Raw genomic sequence first — 21325 nt, 5'->3', positions numbered from 1 at the left:
CCAATGAATAAAAAAATGTTCAGTCATTGTGCAGGATTGCTGATTTTTTGCTATTGTAGTTCATCACTGGCTGGCAGCAAAGCACCAGTGAACATTGACCGATCAACACAGGTAAAACCATCAATCAATACCTGAATCAGAGGACAACACACATGAAAATCATCACCACATTATTGTGCTTACTGGGGGGACTGGCCATGGCCGCAGAACAACAAATTTCTCTTGTCATACACGGCGGTGCCGGAACCATCAAACGGGATCAGTTGAGCACTGAACAAGAACAAGCCATCAAACAGTCATTGCAGGACGCTCTGAACGCAGGATATGCGGTGCTGGAAGGCGGAGGCGATTCGACCCAGGCAATCATAGCGGCGATCAAAGTGATGGAAGATGCACCACATTTCAATGCCGGTAAAGGAGCGGTGTATACCAAACCCGGGAAACATGAATTGGATGCTTCAATCATGCGAGGCAGTGATCTGCAGGCTGGTGCTGTGGCTGGCGTGTCATTCACCAAAAACCCGATCATGGCAGCAGAACAGGTGATGCTTAACTCCCCCCACGTGATGTTGGCAGGCAGTGGGGCTGACACGTTTTCCAAACTGCGCGGACTGGAACAGGTTGAGAACAATTACTTTGACACCGAAGCCAGGTTCAAAGCCTGGCAGGAAGTGGATGCCAAAACCCGAGCCAAACAAGCAGAAACCGCTGATGGACAAGATGTACTGGATGCCGAATTCAAGTTTGGCACAGTGGGTGCCGTGGCCTTTGATCAGCATGGAACCATTGCTGCGGGGACGTCAACCGGTGGGATGACATACAAAGCCTGGGGCAGGATCGGCGATTCCCCGGTGATTGGCGCAGGTACCTATGCCGATAACCGCAGTTGCGGGATTTCGGCGACCGGTCATGGGGAGTTTTTCATACGTTATGCAGTGGCCCATGACATCTGTGCCCGGGTGCGATATCAAGGTAAATCATTACAGCAGGCTGCTGATGAAGTGATCATGCAGGAGCTCAATGAGGTGGGTGGATCCGGTGGCATCATCGGCATGGACCCACAAGGTAACCCGGTGATGGTGTTCAATACCCCAGGGATGTACCGGGGTTACCGAACTCCTGAAAAATCTGCGGTTGCGATCTACGGTGACGAATAAGACACACACATAAAAAAGGCCGGTTCATCCAAAGAGTCACCGGCCTTACGAGGTAAAAAGTGTGAATTATTTCACTTTATAAACCACCGGTTCCCAGTCTTTGGTTTCGCTGCTGGATGCATCATAAGCCACATAGTAGGACTTACCGTCTTCCACGGTGATTTTCAGGGTGTTTTTCAGTTCCCGCATACCATTGCGTTCTCTGACGCTCACAGTTTTGGTGGTGTAATTGGTATCGATGGTCGGTGAAAACCGCAGTTCATACTCACCAGGTGACAGCCAAACAGCCGAACCGCGTACAGTGATGTTTTCACCATTAACCATCAATAACCTCATTGGAAACAATTGCTTGGCATTGATTGAATGGTTCATGATGATTTTGGCAGACGGTTCGCTCGGTGAGGCGAAATCGTAGGCAAAAACGGTACTGCTCAACAGCAGTGTGACGAGTATGGTGATGCGTTTCATGTCTTTCTCCTTGGTGTTTTCAGGGTATAAATGTGTTGTTCTATTAATCATAATCCCAGCAAACTGAATGAAGTCTGAATCAAAAGCTCAGATGAAATTCAAATCAAGTTTTTTCAATTGATGTCTCGTTTTTATCACCACCTTGTCGTATTCTGGTGGCGGTGTGGTCAACTGCCAGGCAGTCATCAACACGCAACAACAAATGATGACCTGCCTGTGGTTGAATCTACTTAAACCAGGGCATTGGGTTGGTGGGGTCGGCAGCCTTGCGGATCTCGAAATATACGCCGGTGGGGTCGATGTTTCCTGAATTTCCGGCTGTGGCGATTACCTGCCCGGCCTGAACCCAGTCACCCACTTCAGCCAGCAGTGATTCATTGTGACCATAGAGGGTCATGTACTCATCACCATGGTCCAGCACGATCAGCAAGCCATAACCACGCAACCAGTCGGCAAATGCCACCCGACCATAAGCCGAAGCCACCACGTTCTCACCGGGCTCATCACCAATCACCACCCCGTCCCAGCGACTGTAGCCGGCCCGCAGTGAGCGGAACGATCGAATGATGGATCCATCCAGGGGTTTATTCAAACGGCCTTTCAAGCCGGCGAAAGAGGTGTCTTCACCCAGGTTTTCAGGCAAGTCATCCAGGTATTGGGTGATTTGTAACAGCAGTTGATTGAGCCTTTGAGAGTCTTTACTCAGGGTGTCATTCTCGGTTTGGTAACTGCGGATGGTTTTTCGGAGCTCGGCCAGCACAACTGCCCGCTGTCTTTTTTGTTCGAGCATGGCCGACTGTTCAGTCTGTAATTCATTTTGTTGTGCCAGCAATTGATCTTTCTGTTCACTGATACGCAGTTGATAGGCTTCAAGTTGTTTGATTTCCAAAGCAATGTTTTTGATCAATTCATACAGCTGGTGCTGCAGGTATTTAATCTGATGCTGGGTGATTTCAGCCTGCCTGGTGTTGGGATTGAGCAACATCATTTTCAGAATCCGGTCATGATTGATGAAAATGTGCAACCGCAACAGTTCCCCCATTTGTGATTTTTGCTGACTGATGCTGTTGTTTTTACTGTTGATTTCCCCGGTTAAAACGGTGATTTGTTTTTCAGCGGTGGCCACCTTACTCTTCAGATCCCTGATCAGCTGGCCCTGGCGGTTGATGCGCTGATCCTGAGCTTCCAGTTCCCTGATTAAACCAGCTTCCTCGCCTTCGGCTTTATTGAGGGCATTTTTGAGATCGCTCAGGCGCAATCGTATGTCAGCCAGACGGGCATTGATCTCAGCCTCATCAACATCATCCTGTGCCATGCCGGATGACAAAATCATCAGACTCAACAACAAAATCAATAGGCGGAATAACACTGGTTTGGGTGCGGGACAGGTGGTTAATTGGCAGCCATATTAGCAAACTCAAACCGCAGAAAAAACTGTTTTCGCGGTCATTCTGTTTGATTCGGTCAGATAACGGGCCTTTTTGTGACCGATGACTTGATTTTTTACGCGCATACCTTATATTGTCCTTTTTTATTTTTCAGGTGGACAGCAGATGTCACAATTGGTTGAATTTGCGGGCAATCATCCCTTCATGGTGCTGATGTTTCTGGCGGCATTGTTTTTATTTCTCAATGCTTTGTACAAAGAAAAAAGCCAAACCCATCAAAACGTCAATGTGGATCAACTGACCCGATTGGTGAACCAGCAAAACGCTCAGGTGATCGATGTGCGCCCCAAAGAAGCCTTTGATCAGGGTCACATTGTCAATGCCATCAACCTGCCTTTGTCAGACATCACCGAAGGCAAAGCCAAGATAAATAAACTGAAGAAAAAACCTGTGGTGGTTTGTTGCCAGATCGGCAAAAGCTCACAAACCGCCAGCAAGCAACTGACAGATGCTGGTTTCGAGCAGGTTTTCAACTTACAGGGTGGCATCAACGCCTGGATCAGTGACAAATTACCATTGACCAAAAGTTAAACCACCAACCTCATAGCACAAGGATCAAGCGGTCCAAAATTTTTTTATTAGGAAATCATCATGACAGAAGAAAATCAAGCAGCAGCCAACACGGAAAACCAGGGACCATCCATGTCTTTGCAAAAAATTTACACCAAAGACGTGTCATTTGAAGCCCCCAAGGCACCGCACATTTTCAATGAGCAGGGTCAGCCTGAAATCAAAATGAACATGAACCAAAAGGTCAACAAACTGGATGACAACACCTATGAAGTGGCGTTGACTTCTACCGTGACCTGCAGTGTCAATGATGGCACCGCTTACCTGGTTGAAGTTTGTGTGGCTGGTGTTTTTGTGATGCAAAATTTCACCGATCAGGTGCTGCATCAAACGTTGGGTGTGTATTGCCCGAACGTGCTGTTCCCATACGTCAGACAACAGGTCAGCGAACTGGTCCTGTCAGGTGGTTTCCAGCCATTGATGTTACAACCTGTTAACTTCGAGCAAATGTACGCACAACAAATGCAACAGGCTCAGGAACAAGCCGCCAGCAGCACCAAACAATAATGAAGTTTGCCGTACTGGGTGCCGGCTCCTGGGGGACCGCGTTGGCGATGCAATTGGCACGCAACGGGGACACCATCCTGTGGGGTCGTGATCAGGCGGCCATGGCTGCGATGCAACAAACGCGCAGCAATGAGCGATACCTGCCTGGCATTCGGTTTCCGGGCAAACTGATTGTTGAAGCGAATCTTGAACAAGCCATCAGTCATTGCGAAGCAGTGCTGGTGGTTTGTCCATCACATGCTTTTGGTGACATCCTCAAAAAAATCAAACCCCTGCTGGGTGACCGTCCGCTGGCCTGGGCCAGCAAGGGATTTGAGCCCGGTACCGGCCGGTTTTTGCATGAAGTGGCCGATGAAATCATTGGCGACCAGGTGCCTATGGCGCTGGTGACCGGACCGTCATTTGCCAAAGATGTGGCGATGAATAAACCCACCCTCGTGGCAGTGGCATCCAGCCACAAGGAGTTCGCCAAACAGGTCAGCTGGGCACTGCGCAGTGATAATTTCAGGGCTTATATTTCCGAAGATGTGATCGGAGCTGAGTTGGGTGGTGCGGTGAAAAATGTTCTGGCACTGGCCACTGGCATCGCTGATGGCATGCAACTGGGTGATAACACCCGTGCCGCATTGATGACCCGGGGTATGGCGGAAATGATGCGCCTGGGTGAAGCCCTGGGTTGCAAGCCGGAAACTCTGATGGGCCTGTCAGGCCTGGGTGATTTGGTGCTCACCTCAACCGGTGATCTGTCGCGTAACCGTCGCATGGGCCTGGCCCTGGGGCGCGGTGAATCGATTGAATCAGCCAAGCAAACCATTGGCCAGGTGGTCGAAGGCATCGGCACCACCGATGAAGTGATGCGTCTGGCGAAAAAACACGACATTGACATGCCAATCACTGAACACGTGTGGAAAGTGGTACATGGCGAATTGACCACCGTTGAAGCCTTGACGGCACTGATGGGCAGGGATCTCAGGCCCGAATTCGATTGATGAGGTTTCTTACGAGGCCACTTCTTTTTCCTGCGGAAAAAACCGTAACCTCTCCAGAGCCATTAATGAGTTGCTTATCTGGCTCGTAAACTCGCCAACCAGCAACATGTAGAGCTGTTTGCTGCGGAGCCACTTCTTTTTCCTGCGGAAAAAACCGTAACCTCTCCAGAGCCATTAATGAGTTGCTTATCTGGCTCGTAAACTCGCCAACCAGCAACATGTAGAGCTGTTTGCTGCGGAGCCACTTCTTTTTGCTGCGGAAAAAACCGTAACCTCTTCAGAGCCATTAATGAGTTGCTAATCTGGCTCGGTTCGCTCACGGCCTGATCGATCATTCAAACAAGACTTCTTGCCGTGCCGTCAAACCGTCATGTTTTCATGATCTGGCCTAACAATCAACATGGAAGGTGGCTCTGCAAAACATTCAATTGTTGCTGAAATATACCGCAACCACTGCGCAGACATTGATGAGTTGATTATCTGGCTTGCTTCGTCACCTAAAGCCAACAAAGTGTCTCGATCATTGCGAGGAGTAAAGCGACGCGGCAATCTCCCTAAGATTTACCAATCCCTCATTAAGAGTTTAACAATCATACAGACTCAGCTGTGCCATCGATTTATGACCGCCCAATAGTCAAAGGCAACGTGTTAATTTAAGCATTTCAGAAGAATTTCTGTACCGTCATCCTTGTGTTTGACAGCTTTCACATCCTGCCATCGCTGCACATCGCCATCCATGGTGAAAACCAGGGGATCAATCCAGGTATGTCCATGTTGATGAATCCTTCAGCTTCGCATTTGTGCTGGTATGGCTCACATGTCCTGTATATGTCAATCACACCAATCAGTCATAGGTAGCTTGAGTATGCCTGGGAAGTGAGGTCAACGGTGAAATTTTATGACTGTGGTGCTAAGCGGAATGGTTTATAATGCATCATTGTGAGTAACGGTGCTTGAATCATTGCTTACTTGTTTGGCCATTCTCACTGATAAATGGAGTCCAGAAATAACTATTTAAAGGAATATCATGAATAACAAACGTCTCATCATCAGCCAAATCTTGTTCTTTTTTATCATCGGTTGTCAGCAGGTTGATACAGTCAAACCATTACCTTCTGGCCATTATTCTGTTTGGGAAATCATAGAAAAAACCGAAGCCAGGGCACCAGATGGCTTAACCGGTGAATTTAAACTGCACATCAAAAACTCTGGTAAACAATTAGCCAGACTTTTTTTGAACACACAGGAAGATTACCGGGACCGAAGGAACATAACCGTCACATTGTTACCTTCATTCCAGGAAGCCTTTCAGAAAAAATACAATGAAAACATCAGAAGTTACTTTGAAGACCACACCATTTTGGTCAGAGGGGAAGCCAAAAGAATGAAAGTTTGGTTCTTCTCGAATGGCAGGCGAACCGAAAAATATTATTTTCAAACACACATCATTGTCAGTGATCTTGACCAAATCACACGACTGGATTGAACACGAAGCTTTTCAGGTTTAGAAATGATTGATCAGGAACAAGACCGATGACTGGTCGGTAGACTTTGGCACTAAAAATGCCATTTAAAATGTGTGGTCTTTGTTTCATTGGTCAACCATTTCTTGATGATACTGAGCAAATATGAGTTGAAATCATATGAACAAAAGCAGATTACAATTTACCCTTTCCGGCAATGATTTGAGGGCATTTTATGCCATTGTCGGGGAATTGAGTCATTGCGGGAAAGCAGGTACACTGGGGCTGGTTCCCAATGCAGTACTTAAACAACGGTTCAGGTTTAACGATACTGACTTTCTTTGTGTTTATCAAGCCATCAACTTGGTCATGTCAGGCACCAGGTATCCCAATTAAGAGGGTCCTCAGTACCAGTCGCTGAGGAACATCCGCCAGCAGCTGGAACGGGTCTATTGGGATCAAAGGTCATAAACTATACCCGGTCAGAAATACCCTTAAAGCCCAGCTGGGTTACGATAAGCCATTCATTTATGTCCGGTTCATTTCAACCATCAAACGGCGACTGATTCTTCAGGGCGTTGATTTTTTTCTTTTCTTCGAAGTTTTTTGGGTTGTTGGCGAGAATCCTTTGAGATTCGGCAATGTCTTTGAGGCTGTCGTTGATTTGGCGAGTCTCCCGCATCAGTCGGTAGAAGAAGGCGGCCATCAGGATGAACAGCGACATGATGACAAACAACAGTCCAATGATTTTTTCTTCCGACATATCCAACCCCTCATATTATAAAGACTTCAACGATTATAATTGATTTTACTGCTGGTCTCAGCCAGAATGACGCGCATGATTCAATTGACCAACCTGTCCCTTCGCAGGGGCCACAAATTGCTGTTTTCTGAGGCTTCGGTAAGCATCCACCCCGGCCACAAAGTGGGCCTGACTGGCGCCAATGGCACCGGCAAATCCAGCCTGTTTGCTTTACTGATGGGTGGGTTACAGGCGGATCTTGGTGAATGTAGTGTGCCAAAAAACTGGCAAATTGCCCATGTCAAACAGGAAACCCCGGCGCTGGACATGAGTGCCCTTGATTATGTGCTGGATGGGGATGTGGTGTTTCGCCAGATTGAACAGCGCATCGCCAAGGCAACCGATCAAGAACAACATGAACAACTGGCTGAACTGTATGCCGAGATGGAGCGGGTGGGTGGTTATGCCGCTCATGCCCGCGCCGGACGCTTGTTACATGGCCTGGGATTCGGAGTGGGAGAAGAAAACCAAGCGGTCAAATCTTTTTCTGGTGGCTGGCGGATGCGCTTGAATCTGGCACAGGCACTGATGTGTCCCTCTGATTTGTTGTTGCTTGATGAGCCGACCAATCACCTCGACCTGGAAGCCGTGGTGTGGCTACAGGATTGGCTCAAACGCTATGAAGGCACTTTGTTGCTGATTTCGCATGACCGGGATTTTCTTGATGGGGTGGTCAAACACATCCTGCACATTGAGCACGAACAACTGACGCTGTACAGCGGTAACTATTCGGCATTCGAGAAAGTCCGTATGGAACGCCTGGCCCTGCAACAAGCCATGTTTGAGAAACAGCAAAAACAAATCGCCCACATGCAATCTTATGTGGACCGTTTCCGTTACAAAGCCAGTAAAGCCAAGCAGGCACAAAGTCGATTGAAGGCATTGGAACGGATGGACACCATTGCTGCGGCGCAAGCCGAAAATCCGTTTCACTTTACTTTTTATCCTTGTCAGAATCTCAGACACCAGATCGTTGAGCTGGAGCATGCCGACATAGGTTATGGAGAACACCTGGTGTTCAATGACTTGAATTTTTCGGTCACCGCCGGTGCACGGATTGGATTGTTGGGACGCAACGGTGCGGGTAAATCGACCCTGATCAAGGCCATGTCTGGCGACAAGGCGCTGCAGGGCGGTGAACTCAAAACCGCCAAGGATCTGCACATTGGCTATTTTGCCCAACATCAGCTGGAACAGTTGGATGGAAGCTCTTCGGCCATCGAGCATGTGCTGCAACTGGATCCGGAAGCCACCGAACAAGATGTAAAAAACTTCCTCGGGGGATTTGGTTTCCGCGGCGAAAAAGCCGACACGCCAGTGGCTCCCTTTTCCGGTGGGGAAAAAGCCCGTCTGGCCCTCGCACTGATTGTTTACCAGCGCCCAGACTTGTTGTTGCTGGATGAGCCGACCAACCACCTGGACCTCAACATGCGCGATGCCATCAGTTTCGCCTTGCAGGATTATGAAGGAGCGGTGATTCTGGTGTCGCATGACAAACACATGCTCAATTCAGTGATCGATGAAATGGTTTACATCGACCGGGGTCAGATTCACCCTTTTGATGGTGACCTGGATGAATACCAAAGCTTCATCAAACAACAACTGAAGCAGGCCGAAGCCGAAGAAGCGGCCAAAAACAACGTGGTGCCGATCAACAAGAAACAGGATCACAAAGCCAACAAAGCGGCCAAAAACCGCCTGCAGAAACTCGACAAACTGATCGATCAGGTGAACCAGAAACTCACCGATGTCACTGCTCGCCTGGGCGATGCCGATATCTATGAAGCGGAAAACCAGCATGAATTGAACCGCTGCATGCAGGACTCCGCCCGCCTGAAAGCTGAACTGGATGAGTACGAAGCCGAATGGCTGGAGCTCAGCGAGGAATTGGAGGGTTAGTTTCTGTTCAGTTTCCCAATCGCCTGCTTTTTCTTCAGCCAAAGACAACATGTCATCAGGAACTGAAAAAACAGAATACCCGGGTAAAAGATCATGATCCAGCCTCCATGAACTCCGATGGTGCTGTTAAGGGTTTGGATGAAGATGGCAAACAGGCCGAACTGCAAGATGATGGCGGCCACCTGATAGGCTTTTTTGCGCAGCAACGAACCCTGAATAAATAAAAACACAGAACAAGCCAACACCAACAACATTGGTATGGTTCTGATGGTTCTTTGGTGATGGATGCGTTGCTGTTCTTCCAATTGATGTTTGGCTTTGGTTTCCCAGTGATTTTTGGCTTGTAAATAATTCCAATCCTTTAGCTGATTCAGCTCAATCCGTATTCTGTCGCGCACACTGAGATCTGTACTTCGTGCCAGGTACTCGCCGAATGAATAGATGTCGGCCCCAGGAAACCAATCGATTTGAATTGCCAATTCAAACATGCCGACAACGTTGTTGAATGCCTGTTTGCCGATTTCGTGTTCAATGGCCGTGTTAGCCCAATGGGGTGTTTCCATCAAAACAATCATGGTTTTACACGCATTGCTGATCTTCTCTTGTTTTACATAAAACTGATGCTCACAGACCCCCTGATCACAGTGAGCAATGATCCGGTCAGTTGTGTCTCCGCAAGATGTTGGTGCAGCCGTACCAGAACACATAATCAGTAAGACAAAGATGATTGATCGCATGGGCCCTTTCCCTGGTTTAGAATTTGGGGTTGAGACTACAGGTGTTGGTAAAGGTTCAGCGAACCAGGTTTATAGTATGAATCTACACAGGATAAAGACGCTGGGTTCCGACCTGCGCCGGAATGACGAAACGGAATGGTTCCGATCGCAGTAGAGGGATCTCCGAATGAACTTCCGCTTGTTGAAGTGGGTCTGAACATCACCAGGCTACCATGATGAAAAGCACATGAATTGTGATCAGTACAGGAGGTGCAAGTGAACACCAACAATTTCACCAGACTGTCCTTGAGAGGGCTGTTGCAGGCCGCCTGTGTGATGTTGCTGCTGTGCAGCTTAATGGGCTGGTTGCCGGTGACACACTGGTTCCTGGAATTGTTTGTGCATTTCCGGGTGCAGTATTTTGTATTGGGTTTGCTGTTTGTCGTGCTTTTTCTGTGGTTGAAAAACAACACATTTGTTTGGCTGGCACTGACGATTTGTTTGCTGAATGTCATGGTCATCTTTGATGCCCTGAAACTCATTCCTCATGAGTATGTGGATCCGGATAATCAACGATTGAAGTTATTTCATGCCAATGTTTTGACCAGCAATGACCAGTATCAGCGGCTGGTGGATCAGGTGCTAAGCGCTGAGGTTGACGTGGTGGTTTTGCAAGAAGTCAATCAGCGCTGGCTGAATAAATTGCAGGCATTGGAAAAGCGCTTTCCACACCGCATTGCTGTACCCAGATCAGACAATTTTGGCATGTTACTGCTCAGTCGTTATCCGATCAACCGTCAACACATCCATCAATGGTCATTGTTTGAACTGCCCAACATTGAAGCCGAACTGGATGCAGAGGGCAGTGCGGTTACTGTGCTCGCCGTGCATCCGCCACCACCGGTCAGTGAGCGGTTTTTCAAGGCCCGTAATGAGCATTTCAACCAGGTATCCCTACGCATTAAACAATTGAACACACCGGTCATTGTGGTGGGTGACCTCAACACCACACGCTGGTCCGCTGGATATCGTGCCATGGTTGCAGAAAATGGATTGATGAACGTTGCTGATGGCAGGGGTTTTCAACCCACCTGGCCCACCAGGCTGTGGCCTTTGATGATCCCCATTGATCATTGTCTGGTGACAGAGGAATTGGTGGTTCAGGATGTGAACACCGGTGAAGCATTTGGCTCGGATCATTTGCCTTTGCTGGTTGAGTTGGGGTTTTGACAGGCAGTTGGTCAGGTGTGGGTCATGCCTGGCATCGCCAGATTGCCGCGGCACTGTGTGCCTCGCAATGACTGTAACAACAGACAGTGGTGGCCATTTGACAGGCCCAGTGAACTGGGCTGTTCAGCTCACAAACTCAAAGCCTGTTTGAGGTGGCTGGTATGGCGTCGGGAGACGTCGATGTCCTCACCGTCATCCATGGTCAGTACCAGGCCAGTGTGGCCGTAGGCTTCGATGTGTTTGACGCAATTGATGTTGATGATATAGCTGCGGTTGACGCGAAAGAACTGTTTAGGTGGCAGGCGTTGTTCAACCTGAGTCAGGGGGCGGTAGACCATGGGTTTGTGCTCGCCGAAATGGATCTGGCAGTGGTTGCCCTGGCTTTGGAAATAGCGCACCTGCTGGATGTCGATCAGCCAGCAGCGGTCGTTGTCTTTGACGAAGATTTTGTGATCAATGAGCCCGGTTGGGGTGGTTGCTGTTGATTGGGCGGTGAGTTTTTCAATGGCCTGGTTGAAGCGTTGTTCGCTGATGGGTTTGAGCAGATAGTCCAGGGCGTTGCGTTCAAAAGCCTGGATGGCAAATTCATCATAAGCCGTGGTGAAAATCACCTGCGGCACCCATTGCAGCTGATCCAGCAGATCAAAGCCGGTGCCATCAGGCAGGTTAATGTCAAGCAACAACAAATCCGGCTGTTGCTTGATGATCAGGGTTTTGGCTTCGGCCAGGGTTTTGGCTTTGCCGACCACTGTCAGGCTGCTGTAGGGTTCACACAAGGTCAACAGTTCGTTTTGCGCCAGGCGGGAATCTTCGACAATCAGGGTTTTGATCTTCATGAGTCTGTGTTCCGAATCAATGGCAGGGTCAGCTTGGCTGTGACCACATCACCATGTTGTTGTATGGTAAATGACTGATCCTCGCCGAACAGAAGTTGTAACCGTTTATGGATGTTTTTCAAACCAATCCCGGCTGATGATGATCCCCTGCCAGCAAGGTTACCCGGGTTACTGACCTCTATCAGCAAATGGTCAGCATGTTGAACAACCTTTAAAGCCAGTGTGCCTGCTTCGGAGTGGTGATCGATACCGTGACGAATGGCGTTCTCTACCAACAGTTGAATCATCAGCGGTGGAACCTGTAGGTCATTTTCTGCATCAATCTGTTCGACATAATTGAGCCGTTCTTCATACTGAATCTGTGCCAGTTGCACACAGGCCCGGACCATCTCCAGTTCCTGTTGCAGTGACGTCAGCTGATGTTTGGGTGCGGTCAGGGAATAGCGCAACAAATCAGATAACTCGGTGAGCATATACCGGGCTTTGGCAGCGTCTTCATTGATCAGTGCACGGATGTTGTTCAGGCCGTTGAATAAGAAGTGGGGGTTGAGTTGGCCAGCCAGGTTATTCAGCTCAGCTTCTTTCAGTTTCAATTGGGTTTGTTGTTGCTCAGACTGCAGTCGATTATGTGTCTGGATGTGCATGATCACCACATAAACCACGGCCCACAGACCTATGGTCAGGGCCATGATCAACCAGTTCTGATACACTGAGAGCATAAAGAAAACTAAATGCTGGGTATATCCCGCAAGCAGAAAATACAGTCCTAAACCCAAGGTCATCAGGGTGGCTGAAACGAAGCCAAAAAACACAATCAATGCGGTCAGTTTAAGCCAGATTTTGCGGGTGTTCAAATTGTGCAGATGCAGGCGATGAATGGTTTCTCTGAGGATCAGGCACAACAAGGTATTGACCACCAGTAATACCACCAATGACACCACACCCTGTTCCAGGGTTTCGATCTTATAGAACTGTCTGGTGAATAAATTGATCAGGCTGAAAGCACCCCACAAGGTGAAGTGGAACCACCAAAAATAACGGTTGGATTTGGGTGCTTTCAGCCAGTTCATATAAGTTCTCTTTGATCAGTCAAAACGTGCCGCCAGCCATTCAGTCATGGCTTCCAGAGCGACTGGTTCAACGGTGGTGGTGAGTTTAATGTACTCAAGGGGTGAACCGGTTTCACTGTGTTGCAGTAAATGGTTCAGGCCAGGCAGGTTAATCAGGGTGTAATCCTGATGGTCTGCTTTCGACAGGATGCGTTCAATACCAGCCAGGTTGGATTCAGCGGCGACCTGCAGATCCTTGCTGCCATTGATGGCCAGCACCGGTGCTTTGATCCGGCCAATGAATGGTGTGGGATCATAGGCAATGAAATACTCAAACCAGGGTGAGTTGTAGGGTTTGATGGTGGATGAGACCAGTGCTTCCAGTTGCGCTTCGCTGTTAACCTGATCAGCCATGGTTTCGCGAAGGTGCAAACTGGCTTGCTCTGTGTACTGTGCGGTTCCGGCGTATTGTGCCAGCACGTCGTGAAACGCCAGGTCTTTAACACGCTGCTTTTGTAAAGTGTCCTGATCGCCACCACTGGCCAGAGCGATCAGGTATTTTTGTTCAGCCAGTAACTCGGTGATCGGAATACCGGGACCTGCCAGCATGATGACAAAAGCCAGATCATGGCGTTCTGCGGCCAGCATCGGACCGATCATACCGCCTTCACTGTGACCGATCACACCGACTTTGTCAGCCGGTATGTCAGCATGTTGTTGGAGGAAATCCACCCCGGCACTGATGTCAGTGACAAAATCTTCACTGGTCGCGGTCTTAAAATCGCCAGTGGATTCGCCCACGCCACGATCATCCATGCGTAACACCGCATAGCCTGCTTGGGTCAGGTGATTGGCAATCACCCAAAATGGTTTGTGTTCAAACACCGTTTCATCCCGATCCTGTGGGCCTGAACCGGTGATCATCACCGCGGCGGCTTTTACGGGTTGGTCTTTGGGCAGGGTCAGGGTGCCGGCCAGGGTGATACCGGCCTGGGGGTTGTTGACCAGCACTTCTTTGACCTGGTAGTCAAACGGTGGCTGCGGGTTTTGTGGGCGCTCATACACCTGTTTGGGACTGGCGCCTCGAGTCAGGGTCAGCTTGAATTGCATGCCCTGCTGTACAAAATCACCGGCGATGGTTTGCTGATCTTCACTCAGCTGGCCGGTGAACTCAACACCCAGGGCCTGCATGGTGAAGCGCACCAAGCCATCATCCAGGCTGACCTGATCCACCAGCAGCCCGGTGGCGCCCTGATCCGGGCTGTCAGCGGTGGCTTTGACCTGGCCATCCTGATCGTTGATGTGCAGGATCAGGCTCAATGGATTACCCGGAATCTCCACAGTGCCGCCCCACTGGCCAAGGATTTCAGTGACTGCACTGCTGTTACTGCCGGTTTTGGCGTTGGGGTCAACCCGGCTGAACGTCAGTGGTATCACCCCGCCCTGAATAAAGTTGCCACTGATCTGGTCGCTTTCGGCATCCAATGAACCGCTGTAGTGCACCCCAATGTGTTCCACTTCAAACATCAGGTCTTGCTCGTCGTATGCCACTTTGGTCATGGGAATATCAAAAGCCCCCTGCGCCGGGGAATCCATGGTGCCAGTGGCTTTATCGCCGCTGTCTTTCAGGTGAATGACAATGGGCAGAATCACACCATTGGCATCAAGCTCACCTTCCCAGTCGCCACTGAGGTCCGCCAGAGAAGGACAACTGATGACCAGCAAGATCAACAGCAGGGTGTATTTATTGATAGATTGAAACATGATCACCTCATTGCATGAAAAAACCCAGTGTATGTCAAGTCAAAGGATGAAAACAGAAAACAGGATGAGTGGTCAGTTTGCGGTGTAAAGACACCGCAGGGTCGGATGATACCAAGCCTGGTGAGTGACGGTTCAGATGGACAGCATGGCTTTGCGCAGGGTTTTCAGGTCTTCCATGATGGCTTGTTGTTCATTGATCAGTGGTTGATTAATGGCTTGTTCCAATTGTCCGGTAGACAGTTCCCAGTTCAGTTTCATGGCCGGTTGCACTTTGGCATTCAATGGCAGGGTCGATGACTGGTTGGCCAGTTGCGGCTGTAACAGGACTCCGCCGAGCACCATCAGACAAACCGCTGCGGCCACTGCCCAGGGCCAGCGTGTCGGTTGGGGTTGTTGAAGTTGTTCACTCAGTTGCTGATCCAGGTTCATGTTTTTCAGACGTTGATCAGCCAACCCGCGGATGGCCCGGGCGTCTTGTTGTAAGCGGTTGATGAAAGGGTTGTTCATGTCAGTTGTGCTCCAGTAATGCGGCCAGTTCACGGTTATTGCTGAGGGTCATTTTACCCCGATGGAGGTTGGTTTTCACCCAGGATTCGCTTTGTTTCATGATGTGGGCGATGTCTTTGATGGTGTATTGTTCTACATAAAAAAACCACAACAGGTCATACTGTCTGGCCGATACATCCCGTTTTATCAAGCGCCAAAAGTTATTCCGGTCCAGTGCCAGCAGGTCGTTTTCAATCGCGGGCTCCCGACCGGACAAAGCGTCCAGAGTCACATGATAAACGGTTTTCAACTGGCCCAACAGGCGGCGGGCGATGGTGAATAACCAAGTGGAAAACTGCCAGCGTGCGTCGTAGCTGTCCAGATACCGGTACGCATTGATGAAAGTTTCCTGTAGCACATCATCGGCATCAAAAGCATTGTGGCAACGACCCAGCAAGTAGCTGTACAGCCGTGACTGGTAAGACGCCACCAGTTGCGAAAAGCAATCGGTGGCGCCTTGCTGAGCCTGGCTGATGAGTTGTTGCTCAGTCATCCCCGGGCCTTCAGTCGATGTTGATTTCAGGTATCAGGGCGTACGGTAAGGCCGTGGTGATCAACAGATCCTGCCCCTGCTGGCTGATTTGCAATGCCGAGGCCAGGGCGTTGAGGGCCGGTTTGTCCTGGTCCAGATTGGACAAGGCATTCATCGCAACCAGGCCATTGATTACCTGTTCCAGTTGTCTGGCTGTGGCTTCATCAGCAGTGGTCAGTGCCGACTCAATGGTCAGGCTGTCACCCGTTTCATATACACTGGCAGAGAATTGGGTGATTTTTTTGAACACCGCTGAATTGAATGATTTCTGGTTACTTGCTAAATCAGCGCCCATATGGGCCATGGCCGATTCAATGTTGACCAGTAATGACACCAGTCCTGAGCTGTTCAAATCGTGACTGGCGTACTTTTTGTCAATCCAGTTCTTCACTTCCTGTTGATCAAAGCTCAACACCAGGGTCTGCTCGTTGATGATGGCACTGTAAAAAGATTTCGTCTCATTATCACCACTGATCTGGTAGTGTTCAACCACGCTGCCACCATGGGCTTCGGAATCGAACAAAGCCAGGCTGACATCTTCCTTGTCATCTACCATGTACAGCAGGCCCAGCAGATACTCGTTCAGGGAGAACCGGGCAAAATCACCTTTGATGGCCATGGATAAATCATTCTCGGCTTCGCTGTGACCATACAAAGTGACTTGATGAACTTCCTGAGGAAGGTGGTGTGCTACAGAAAATTCATGTTGTTCAGGTTCATTGTGGGGCAACAATGGAACGATTTTGTCGCGAACTTGCTGGACATCAATGCTGACATACCAGTTGGCTTCATCATAGGCGGTGGCCTGGCTGGTGAAAGACCAGCTCAGGGTAATCATCAGGGTGAGGGTGGTTAACGTTTTTTTCATATCAAAGCTCCTGTTAAGTATTAGATATGATTACTTATAGGGAGCGAAACTGCCAAAGGTTACAAAAAGCTGAAAAAAACATGTGTGCCGCCAGGGTGGCAGATCATGCATTGATCTGATGGTATGCCCACGCGATGAACTTTTTCATCTCAGCCTCGTGGTGCAGACCATGACCCATGTTGCGTCTGGCCTCATGGTGAGGTGTTTTGCTCAGTCAGCAGTGGGCTTCATTCCATGCCAAACATCAGATACACAATCTCCACTCCTTTCTGAATGTGGTGAACCATCAGGAAGGACGCCAGATACATCACCGATCCGAGCAGGCCAAAGACCCAAATCAGCACATGTCGGAAGCTGAGCAGGCGGTGTAAACCATAAATGGCAATGATGGTGGCATGCAACCAGATGGCCATCAACAGCCAACCTTGTGTGCGACTCAGGACTTCTTGGTGTGCCAGTTGCAGGAAGAGGTTGTTGTGCTGTCCCCCTGAGAAGCCGACATGTATTTCAAAAGCCATGTTCCAAAACCACAGCGGCACCCAGTAAACCAGCATAAACCACCCCACCAGCATGCCGACCTGATGATGATCTCGCAACCACAGCCAGAACATAACTGCCAGTATGGCTGACACCAATGCACCATGCACAAACAGCACCGCAAATATTTCGGCCGGCTTTTCATGTTCCTGAACAAATTCAAAGGTGCCAAAAAACAATGACAGGATGGTTATGGACAGCACCATGGTGGCAATGGATTTTTTCACCACTCCCATGGTGTGCTCGATGGCGTTGTGCCGGGCAATGTTACGGGTCAGCCAGCGTGGATTGAGGTAAAAGGCCAGCACTGCCAGCCAGGCATTCAGCAGTTCTTTGTATTCACGAATGAGGTATTGCATGTTGTGCTGATGAAGGAGACGTTAATCAACATTGTACCCAATATCACAACATCTGATTGTGGTTTTTTTGAACCACATCAACATCCGGGGTGTCAGAATTTTAAAACCAAAGGAGCTTGTCATGAATCAATTTCGCGCACAAACGGAACCGGAAATCAACATCACCCCCATGCTGGATGTGGTGTTTATCCTGCTGATTTTTTTCATCGTTACCACCAGCTTCACCAAGGAAAATGGTCTGACCATCAGTCGCCCGGCCAGCAACACCACTGGCGAAGGGCAGGCGGTACTGATTCACCTGGAACCGCATCAGGTGATGATCAATCAACAATTGGTTCAAGTGGAAGGTATTGAAGCCCGCCTCAGTCAGTTGCAGGTTGAACGACCTGATTTGCAGGTGCAATTGCGATCAGATGGTGATACCCCGGTGGCCCGGCTGGTGGCAGTGGTGGATCAGGTCAAAGCGGCCAAAGTTTCGCAGCTTGCTGTCAGCCATTATTGAATCAGGCTGTTTTCAGGGCGAGTTTTACCGCGGCATCAATGTGGGCCTTGCTGGCATCAATCAGTGGAACCTGGGTGTGTTGTTGTTGAACCAACAAGCCGATTTCCGTACAGCCCAGAATGATTGCCTGTGCACCTTCATGCTGTAATGAATCAATGATCCGCAGGTAATCGGCCCGTGAGGTGTCCAGCAGCTGGCCGTGACACAATTCATTGAAGATGATCTCATGGACGCGGTCACGATCGGTTTGTACCGGAGTGATGACCTCAATGTGATGATGCTGTTTCAGGTGGCCGGAATAAAAGTCCTGTTCCATGGTGAAGGCAGTACCCAGCAGGCCGACATGATCATGACCCTGAAGGTGCAACTCAGCGGCCACGGCATCGGCAATGTGCAACACAGGTATGTCGATTGATCGCTGAATCTGGTCAGCCAATTTGTGCATGGTGTTGGTGGCGATCAGTAAAAATTCAGCGCCAGCCTGTTCGATTTGTTGGCTCAATTTCGCCAGGTGATCGCCGATGGCTGACCAGTTGCCGGAAGCCATCAGGGCTTCAATGGGTGCAAAATCAACATTGATGAGTACCATTCTCGCTGAATGCAGCCCACCGAGTTGCTGGTTGATCAGTTGATTGAGTTGTTGGTAATAAACCTGAGTGCTTTCCCAGCTCATACCGCCGAGCACCCCAATGGTTTTGGGAATGGAATCAGCCATGAGTGGTTGAACGGCTCATTTTTGCCAGGTATAAATCCGCATTGGAGGGATGTTTTTGAATTCGACTTTTTTAAAGGTGTATTCACCAAACAAGGGTTGGGCTAATTTGCTCACATGATCACGAAATTGATAAGCAAGAAAAATACCACCTGGTTTAAGGGCGTCATGAATGGATTGCATGATGGCCCGGTCCATGCCTTTGGGTAAAGTGGTGAAAGGTATGCCGGAGATGATCACATCGGCCGAATCCCAGTCGTGATCAGTCATGATTTCCACCAGGTTCTGTGCACCTTTGTTGCTCATTGACAAGCGTTCATCGGTGATGGTCTTTTCAATGTGGTCAATGAATTTCTGATTGATTTCAACACTGATCAGCTCAGCATCCTGTTGCATGTATTTCAAGATCCCGCGGGTCGTACCACCGGTTCCGGGGCCCAGTTCCATGATGTGCCTGGCATCACTTAAATGTGCGCATTTGGCCACCTGATCAATCAACCAGGGTGATGAAGGCATGAAATATGCCACCTGCATGGGACTGGTGATGGCGTGTTTAAGAAACAAAGCCGAGTCTTTGAGTGAGTTCTTTACTTTTTTGGTCATGCCTGGAGGCGATCGGTCAGGAATTGAATGATTGTATCATGATTCACCCGGGTGGACGCCATGTCCCGTCGGTCACGATATTCAACTTCACCCTCATCCAGTGCCCGGTCGCCAATGATCACCTGATGGGGAATGCCCAGCAGTTCAAAATCTGACATCATGAACCCCGGTCTGACTTTGCGGTCATCCAGAATCACTTCAATACCCATCGACAACAGTTGTTCATACAAATCATCAGCGGCTCTTCTGACGCGTTCAGATTTTTGATAATTCATCGGCAAAATGGCCACAGCAAATGGTGCAATGTTGGCCGGCCAGATGATGCCTTTGTCGTCATGATTTTGCTCGATGGCCGCGGCCACCATACGCGTCACGCCCATGCCATAGCAACCCATTTCCATGGCCTGGGATTTGCCTTGTTCATTGAGGATCACGGCATTCATGGCTTTGGAGTATTTGCTGCCCAGCTGAAAGATGTGGCCCACTTCGATGCCCCGGGCCACTTGCAGGGTGCCTGTTCCGTCAGGACTGGGGTCGCCTACCTCGGCATCACGCAGGTCTTCAACGGCATGATAACTGGCATCGCGGTCCCAGTTAACACCGCTGAGGTGATAACCATTTTCGTTGGCCCCACAAGTGAAATCACTCATGTTGGCCACTGTGCGGTCGACGATGATCTGACACGCCAGGTCTTTGACGCCAATGAAGCCGGCTTCACAACCTGCCAGGTCTTTAATTTCTTCGTCATTCAACATGCGCAATGGGCTGGCCACTGACTCCAGATTGACGGCTTTCACTTCATTGAGACTGTGATCTCCGCGTACCACCAGCGCCACAGGTTGTTCAGTGCCTGCCACCAGCAGGGTTTTGATCATTTGGTTTTTTCTGAGTTTGAGAAACTCAGCCACTTCTTCAATGGTTTTTTGCGTTGGCGTTGCGACTTTATTAATGGCTTCAGTGGCTTCCGCCCGATTGTCCAGCAAACTAACCGCCGCACATTTTTCCAGATTGGCCGCATAGGTTCCGGTGTCTGAGTACATGATGGCATCCTCGCCGGAATCAGCAATAACATGGAATTCCTGAGAACCCGAACCACCAATGGCACCAGAATCAGCCAACACACAACGGAACTCCAGCCCAATGCGATTGATGATTTTGGTATAGGCCTGCTTCATTGCCTCGTACGTGACTTCCAGTGACTGCTGATCCAAATGGAAGGAGTAGGCATCTTTCATGATGAACTCACGTGAGCGCATCACTCCGAAACGGGGTCTGATTTCATCGCGGAATTTGGTTTGTATCTGGTAGAAATTGATGGGCAGTTGTTTGTATGAATTGATTTCATTACGCACAAAATCAGTGATCACTTCCTCATGAGTGGGGCCGAAGAAATAATCCCGTTCAGCTCGGTCATGGATGGCCAGTAGCTGGCCGCCAAAGTCATCAATGCGACCGGTTTCTTCCCACAATTCTTTGGGTTGTACCGCCGGCATCAGCATTTCCAGGGCTCCGGCCGCATTCATTTCTTCGCGAATGATCTGTTCCACTTTCTGTAAAACCCGAAGGCCCAGTGGTGCCCAGGTATACAAGCCCGCGCCGAGTTTTCTGATCATGCCTGAACGAATCATCAGTTGATGTGAAATGATCTCAGCGTCCTGTGGGGTTTCCTTTCTGGTGACTAAATGAAATGCCGTGGTTCTCATGGTTAAAATAATGCGGTAAAAAACAGCGCTATCTTAACTGATTCTGTCTTTTTCTGCCGTAATTA

23 protein-coding genes are annotated in these 21325 nt (G+C 49.4%); 9 read left to right on the top strand and 14 right to left on the bottom strand.

Annotated elements, in window-relative coordinates; genetic code table 11:
• Window positions 1-152: 152 nt before the first annotated feature.
• On the top strand, window positions 153-1157 hold the full coding sequence (locus tag B0475_RS10885) for an isoaspartyl peptidase/L-asparaginase family protein (protein WP_077411887.1): 1005 nt from the start codon (window positions 153-155) through the stop codon (window positions 1155-1157).
• Between the two features lie 66 nt (window positions 1158-1223).
• Here the strand turns inward: B0475_RS10885 and B0475_RS10880 are convergent, their stop codons facing one another.
• Window positions 1224-1625, bottom strand: a complete 402-nt coding sequence (locus B0475_RS10880) for a hypothetical protein (protein WP_157892875.1) — start codon at window positions 1623-1625, stop codon at window positions 1224-1226.
• A 226-nt stretch (window positions 1626-1851) separates the two neighbouring features.
• Window positions 1852-2958, bottom strand: a complete 1107-nt coding sequence (locus tag B0475_RS10875; RefSeq protein WP_077411885.1) for a murein hydrolase activator EnvC family protein — start codon at window positions 2956-2958, stop codon at window positions 1852-1854.
• A gap of 220 nt (window positions 2959-3178) precedes the next feature.
• On the opposite strand from B0475_RS10875, the gene B0475_RS10870 reads away from it, so the two are divergent.
• The 5 genes from B0475_RS10870 to B0475_RS10845 all read left to right on the top strand — a co-directional run bounded on the left by B0475_RS10870 (window position 3179) and on the right by B0475_RS10845 (window position 6998).
• Complete coding sequence (locus tag B0475_RS10870; protein ID WP_077411884.1) at window positions 3179-3604, top strand: rhodanese-like domain-containing protein; 426 nt, start codon at window positions 3179-3181, stop codon at window positions 3602-3604.
• A gap of 60 nt (window positions 3605-3664) precedes the next feature.
• Window positions 3665-4150: a protein-export chaperone SecB gene (gene secB / locus B0475_RS10865; RefSeq protein WP_077411883.1), complete on the top strand. Its 486-nt coding sequence runs from the start codon at window positions 3665-3667 to the stop codon at window positions 4148-4150.
• Complete coding sequence (locus tag B0475_RS10860) at window positions 4150-5139, top strand: NAD(P)H-dependent glycerol-3-phosphate dehydrogenase (RefSeq protein ID WP_077411882.1); 990 nt, start codon at window positions 4150-4152, stop codon at window positions 5137-5139. Before secB ends, B0475_RS10860 begins: the two co-directional genes overlap by 1 nt.
• Before the next feature lie 1027 nt (window positions 5140-6166).
• Complete coding sequence (locus B0475_RS10850; RefSeq protein ID WP_077411880.1) at window positions 6167-6625, top strand: hypothetical protein; 459 nt, start codon at window positions 6167-6169, stop codon at window positions 6623-6625.
• A 157-nt stretch (window positions 6626-6782) separates the two neighbouring features.
• Window positions 6783-6998, top strand: coding sequence for a hypothetical protein (locus B0475_RS10845; protein ID WP_077411879.1), 216 nt, complete (start codon window positions 6783-6785; stop codon window positions 6996-6998).
• 148 nt (window positions 6999-7146) lie between these two features.
• On the opposite strand, the gene B0475_RS10840 is transcribed toward B0475_RS10845, so the two are convergent.
• Window positions 7147-7365 carry a hypothetical protein gene (locus tag B0475_RS10840; protein ID WP_077411878.1) on the bottom strand — a complete coding sequence of 73 codons (219 nt, stop codon included), beginning with the start codon at window positions 7363-7365 and terminating at the stop codon, window positions 7147-7149.
• A 75-nt stretch (window positions 7366-7440) separates the two neighbouring features.
• Here B0475_RS10840 and B0475_RS10835 point away from each other — a divergent pair, with 75 nt between their 5' ends.
• Window positions 7441-9303, top strand: coding sequence for an ATP-binding cassette domain-containing protein (locus B0475_RS10835; protein WP_077411877.1), 1863 nt, complete (start codon window positions 7441-7443; stop codon window positions 9301-9303).
• Here B0475_RS10835 and B0475_RS10830 read toward each other — a convergent pair.
• Window positions 9300-10040 (bottom strand): hypothetical protein, encoded by a 741-nt coding sequence (locus tag B0475_RS10830; RefSeq protein ID WP_157892874.1) that lies wholly within the window; start codon window positions 10038-10040, stop codon window positions 9300-9302. The genes B0475_RS10835 and B0475_RS10830 overlap by 4 nt on opposite strands.
• Window positions 10041-10295: 255 nt before the next feature.
• Between B0475_RS10830 and B0475_RS10825 the strand changes: the two genes are divergently transcribed.
• Window positions 10296-11249, top strand: coding sequence for an endonuclease/exonuclease/phosphatase family protein (locus B0475_RS10825; protein ID WP_157892873.1), 954 nt, complete (start codon window positions 10296-10298; stop codon window positions 11247-11249).
• A 128-nt stretch (window positions 11250-11377) separates the two neighbouring features.
• Here B0475_RS10825 and B0475_RS10820 read toward each other — a convergent pair whose 3' ends face one another.
• From B0475_RS10820 to B0475_RS10790, 7 genes are all read right to left on the bottom strand, one after another.
• Window positions 11378-12085 (bottom strand): LytR/AlgR family response regulator transcription factor, encoded by a 708-nt coding sequence (locus B0475_RS10820; RefSeq protein WP_198538215.1) that lies wholly within the window; start codon window positions 12083-12085, stop codon window positions 11378-11380.
• Window positions 12082-13155: a sensor histidine kinase gene (locus B0475_RS10815; protein WP_077411874.1), complete on the bottom strand. Its 1074-nt coding sequence runs from the start codon at window positions 13153-13155 to the stop codon at window positions 12082-12084. Before B0475_RS10815 ends, B0475_RS10820 begins: the two co-directional genes overlap by 4 nt.
• Window positions 13156-13170: 15 nt before the next feature.
• Window positions 13171-14898 (bottom strand): alpha/beta hydrolase family protein, encoded by a 1728-nt coding sequence (locus B0475_RS10810; protein ID WP_077411873.1) that lies wholly within the window; start codon window positions 14896-14898, stop codon window positions 13171-13173.
• A 132-nt stretch (window positions 14899-15030) separates the two neighbouring features.
• Window positions 15031-15405, bottom strand: a complete 375-nt coding sequence (locus B0475_RS10805) for a hypothetical protein (RefSeq protein ID WP_077411872.1) — start codon at window positions 15403-15405, stop codon at window positions 15031-15033.
• Between the two features lies 1 nt (window position 15406).
• On the bottom strand, window positions 15407-15937 hold the full coding sequence (locus B0475_RS10800; RefSeq protein WP_077411871.1) for an RNA polymerase sigma factor: 531 nt from the start codon (window positions 15935-15937) through the stop codon (window positions 15407-15409).
• A gap of 10 nt (window positions 15938-15947) precedes the next feature.
• Window positions 15948-16844: a hypothetical protein gene (locus B0475_RS10795; RefSeq protein ID WP_077411870.1), complete on the bottom strand. Its 897-nt coding sequence runs from the start codon at window positions 16842-16844 to the stop codon at window positions 15948-15950.
• Window positions 16845-17071: 227 nt separating this feature from the next.
• On the bottom strand, window positions 17072-17740 hold the full coding sequence (locus tag B0475_RS10790) for a hypothetical protein (protein WP_077411869.1): 669 nt from the start codon (window positions 17738-17740) through the stop codon (window positions 17072-17074).
• 121 nt (window positions 17741-17861) lie between these two features.
• Here B0475_RS10790 and B0475_RS10785 point away from each other — a divergent pair, with 121 nt between their 5' ends.
• Window positions 17862-18242: an ExbD/TolR family protein gene (locus tag B0475_RS10785; protein WP_157892872.1), complete on the top strand. Its 381-nt coding sequence runs from the start codon at window positions 17862-17864 to the stop codon at window positions 18240-18242.
• Between the two features lies 1 nt (window position 18243).
• Here B0475_RS10785 and B0475_RS10780 read toward each other — a convergent pair whose 3' ends face one another.
• From B0475_RS10780 to B0475_RS10770, 3 genes are read right to left on the bottom strand one after another with little or no spacing between them, the layout of a single operon-like run.
• Complete coding sequence (locus B0475_RS10780; RefSeq protein WP_077411867.1) at window positions 18244-18957, bottom strand: aspartate/glutamate racemase family protein; 714 nt, start codon at window positions 18955-18957, stop codon at window positions 18244-18246.
• 15 nt (window positions 18958-18972) lie between these two features.
• Window positions 18973-19557 carry a class I SAM-dependent methyltransferase gene (locus B0475_RS10775; protein WP_077411866.1) on the bottom strand — a complete coding sequence of 195 codons (585 nt, stop codon included), beginning with the start codon at window positions 19555-19557 and terminating at the stop codon, window positions 18973-18975.
• On the bottom strand, window positions 19554-21260 hold the full coding sequence (locus B0475_RS10770) for a proline--tRNA ligase (protein ID WP_077411865.1): 1707 nt from the start codon (window positions 21258-21260) through the stop codon (window positions 19554-19556). The genes B0475_RS10775 and B0475_RS10770 overlap by 4 nt, the downstream gene beginning before the upstream one ends.
• Window positions 21261-21325: the final 65 nt, after the last annotated feature.

The sequence above is a fragment of the Marinicella sediminis genome, from assembly GCF_002000055.1.
GTDB lineage: Bacteria > Pseudomonadota > Gammaproteobacteria > Xanthomonadales > Marinicellaceae > Marinicella > Marinicella sediminis.
Note: the sequence above shows the minus strand (reverse complement) of the source record. Positions and strands in the feature narration are given on the sequence as shown.

What these genes read in the sequence shown, in the direction of transcription:
- B0475_RS10785 (WP_157892872.1), top strand. Translation starts at nt 17,862, where the DNA reads ATGAATCAATTTCGCGCACAAACGGAACCGGAAATCAACATCACCCCC.
- B0475_RS10770 (WP_077411865.1), bottom strand. Translation starts at nt 21,260, where the DNA reads ATGAGAACCACGGCATTTCATTTAGTCACCAGAAAGGAAACCCCACAG.
- B0475_RS10790 (WP_077411869.1), bottom strand. Translation starts at nt 17,740, where the DNA reads ATGCAATACCTCATTCGTGAATACAAAGAACTGCTGAATGCCTGGCTG.
- B0475_RS10850 (WP_077411880.1), top strand. Translation starts at nt 6,167, where the DNA reads ATGAATAACAAACGTCTCATCATCAGCCAAATCTTGTTCTTTTTTATC.
- B0475_RS10840 (WP_077411878.1), bottom strand. Translation starts at nt 7,365, where the DNA reads ATGTCGGAAGAAAAAATCATTGGACTGTTGTTTGTCATCATGTCGCTG.
- B0475_RS10805 (WP_077411872.1), bottom strand. Translation starts at nt 15,405, where the DNA reads ATGAACAACCCTTTCATCAACCGCTTACAACAAGACGCCCGGGCCATC.
- B0475_RS10860 (WP_077411882.1), top strand. Translation starts at nt 4,150, where the DNA reads ATGAAGTTTGCCGTACTGGGTGCCGGCTCCTGGGGGACCGCGTTGGCG.
- B0475_RS10830 (WP_157892874.1), bottom strand. Translation starts at nt 10,040, where the DNA reads ATGCGATCAATCATCTTTGTCTTACTGATTATGTGTTCTGGTACGGCT.
- B0475_RS10820 (WP_198538215.1), bottom strand. Translation starts at nt 12,085, where the DNA reads ATGAAGATCAAAACCCTGATTGTCGAAGATTCCCGCCTGGCGCAAAAC.
- B0475_RS10815 (WP_077411874.1), bottom strand. Translation starts at nt 13,155, where the DNA reads ATGAACTGGCTGAAAGCACCCAAATCCAACCGTTATTTTTGGTGGTTC.
- B0475_RS10885 (WP_077411887.1), top strand. Translation starts at nt 153, where the DNA reads ATGAAAATCATCACCACATTATTGTGCTTACTGGGGGGACTGGCCATG.
- B0475_RS10800 (WP_077411871.1), bottom strand. Translation starts at nt 15,937, where the DNA reads ATGACTGAGCAACAACTCATCAGCCAGGCTCAGCAAGGCGCCACCGAT.
- B0475_RS10780 (WP_077411867.1), bottom strand. Translation starts at nt 18,957, where the DNA reads ATGGCTGATTCCATTCCCAAAACCATTGGGGTGCTCGGCGGTATGAGC.
- B0475_RS10835 (WP_077411877.1), top strand. Translation starts at nt 7,441, where the DNA reads ATGATTCAATTGACCAACCTGTCCCTTCGCAGGGGCCACAAATTGCTG.
- B0475_RS10870 (WP_077411884.1), top strand. Translation starts at nt 3,179, where the DNA reads ATGTCACAATTGGTTGAATTTGCGGGCAATCATCCCTTCATGGTGCTG.
- B0475_RS10875 (WP_077411885.1), bottom strand. Translation starts at nt 2,958, where the DNA reads ATGATTTTGTCATCCGGCATGGCACAGGATGATGTTGATGAGGCTGAG.
- B0475_RS10795 (WP_077411870.1), bottom strand. Translation starts at nt 16,844, where the DNA reads ATGAAAAAAACGTTAACCACCCTCACCCTGATGATTACCCTGAGCTGG.
- B0475_RS10810 (WP_077411873.1), bottom strand. Translation starts at nt 14,898, where the DNA reads ATGTTTCAATCTATCAATAAATACACCCTGCTGTTGATCTTGCTGGTC.
- B0475_RS10880 (WP_157892875.1), bottom strand. Translation starts at nt 1,625, where the DNA reads ATGAAACGCATCACCATACTCGTCACACTGCTGTTGAGCAGTACCGTT.
- secB (WP_077411883.1), top strand. Translation starts at nt 3,665, where the DNA reads ATGACAGAAGAAAATCAAGCAGCAGCCAACACGGAAAACCAGGGACCA.
- B0475_RS10845 (WP_077411879.1), top strand. Translation starts at nt 6,783, where the DNA reads ATGAACAAAAGCAGATTACAATTTACCCTTTCCGGCAATGATTTGAGG.
- B0475_RS10775 (WP_077411866.1), bottom strand. Translation starts at nt 19,557, where the DNA reads ATGACCAAAAAAGTAAAGAACTCACTCAAAGACTCGGCTTTGTTTCTT.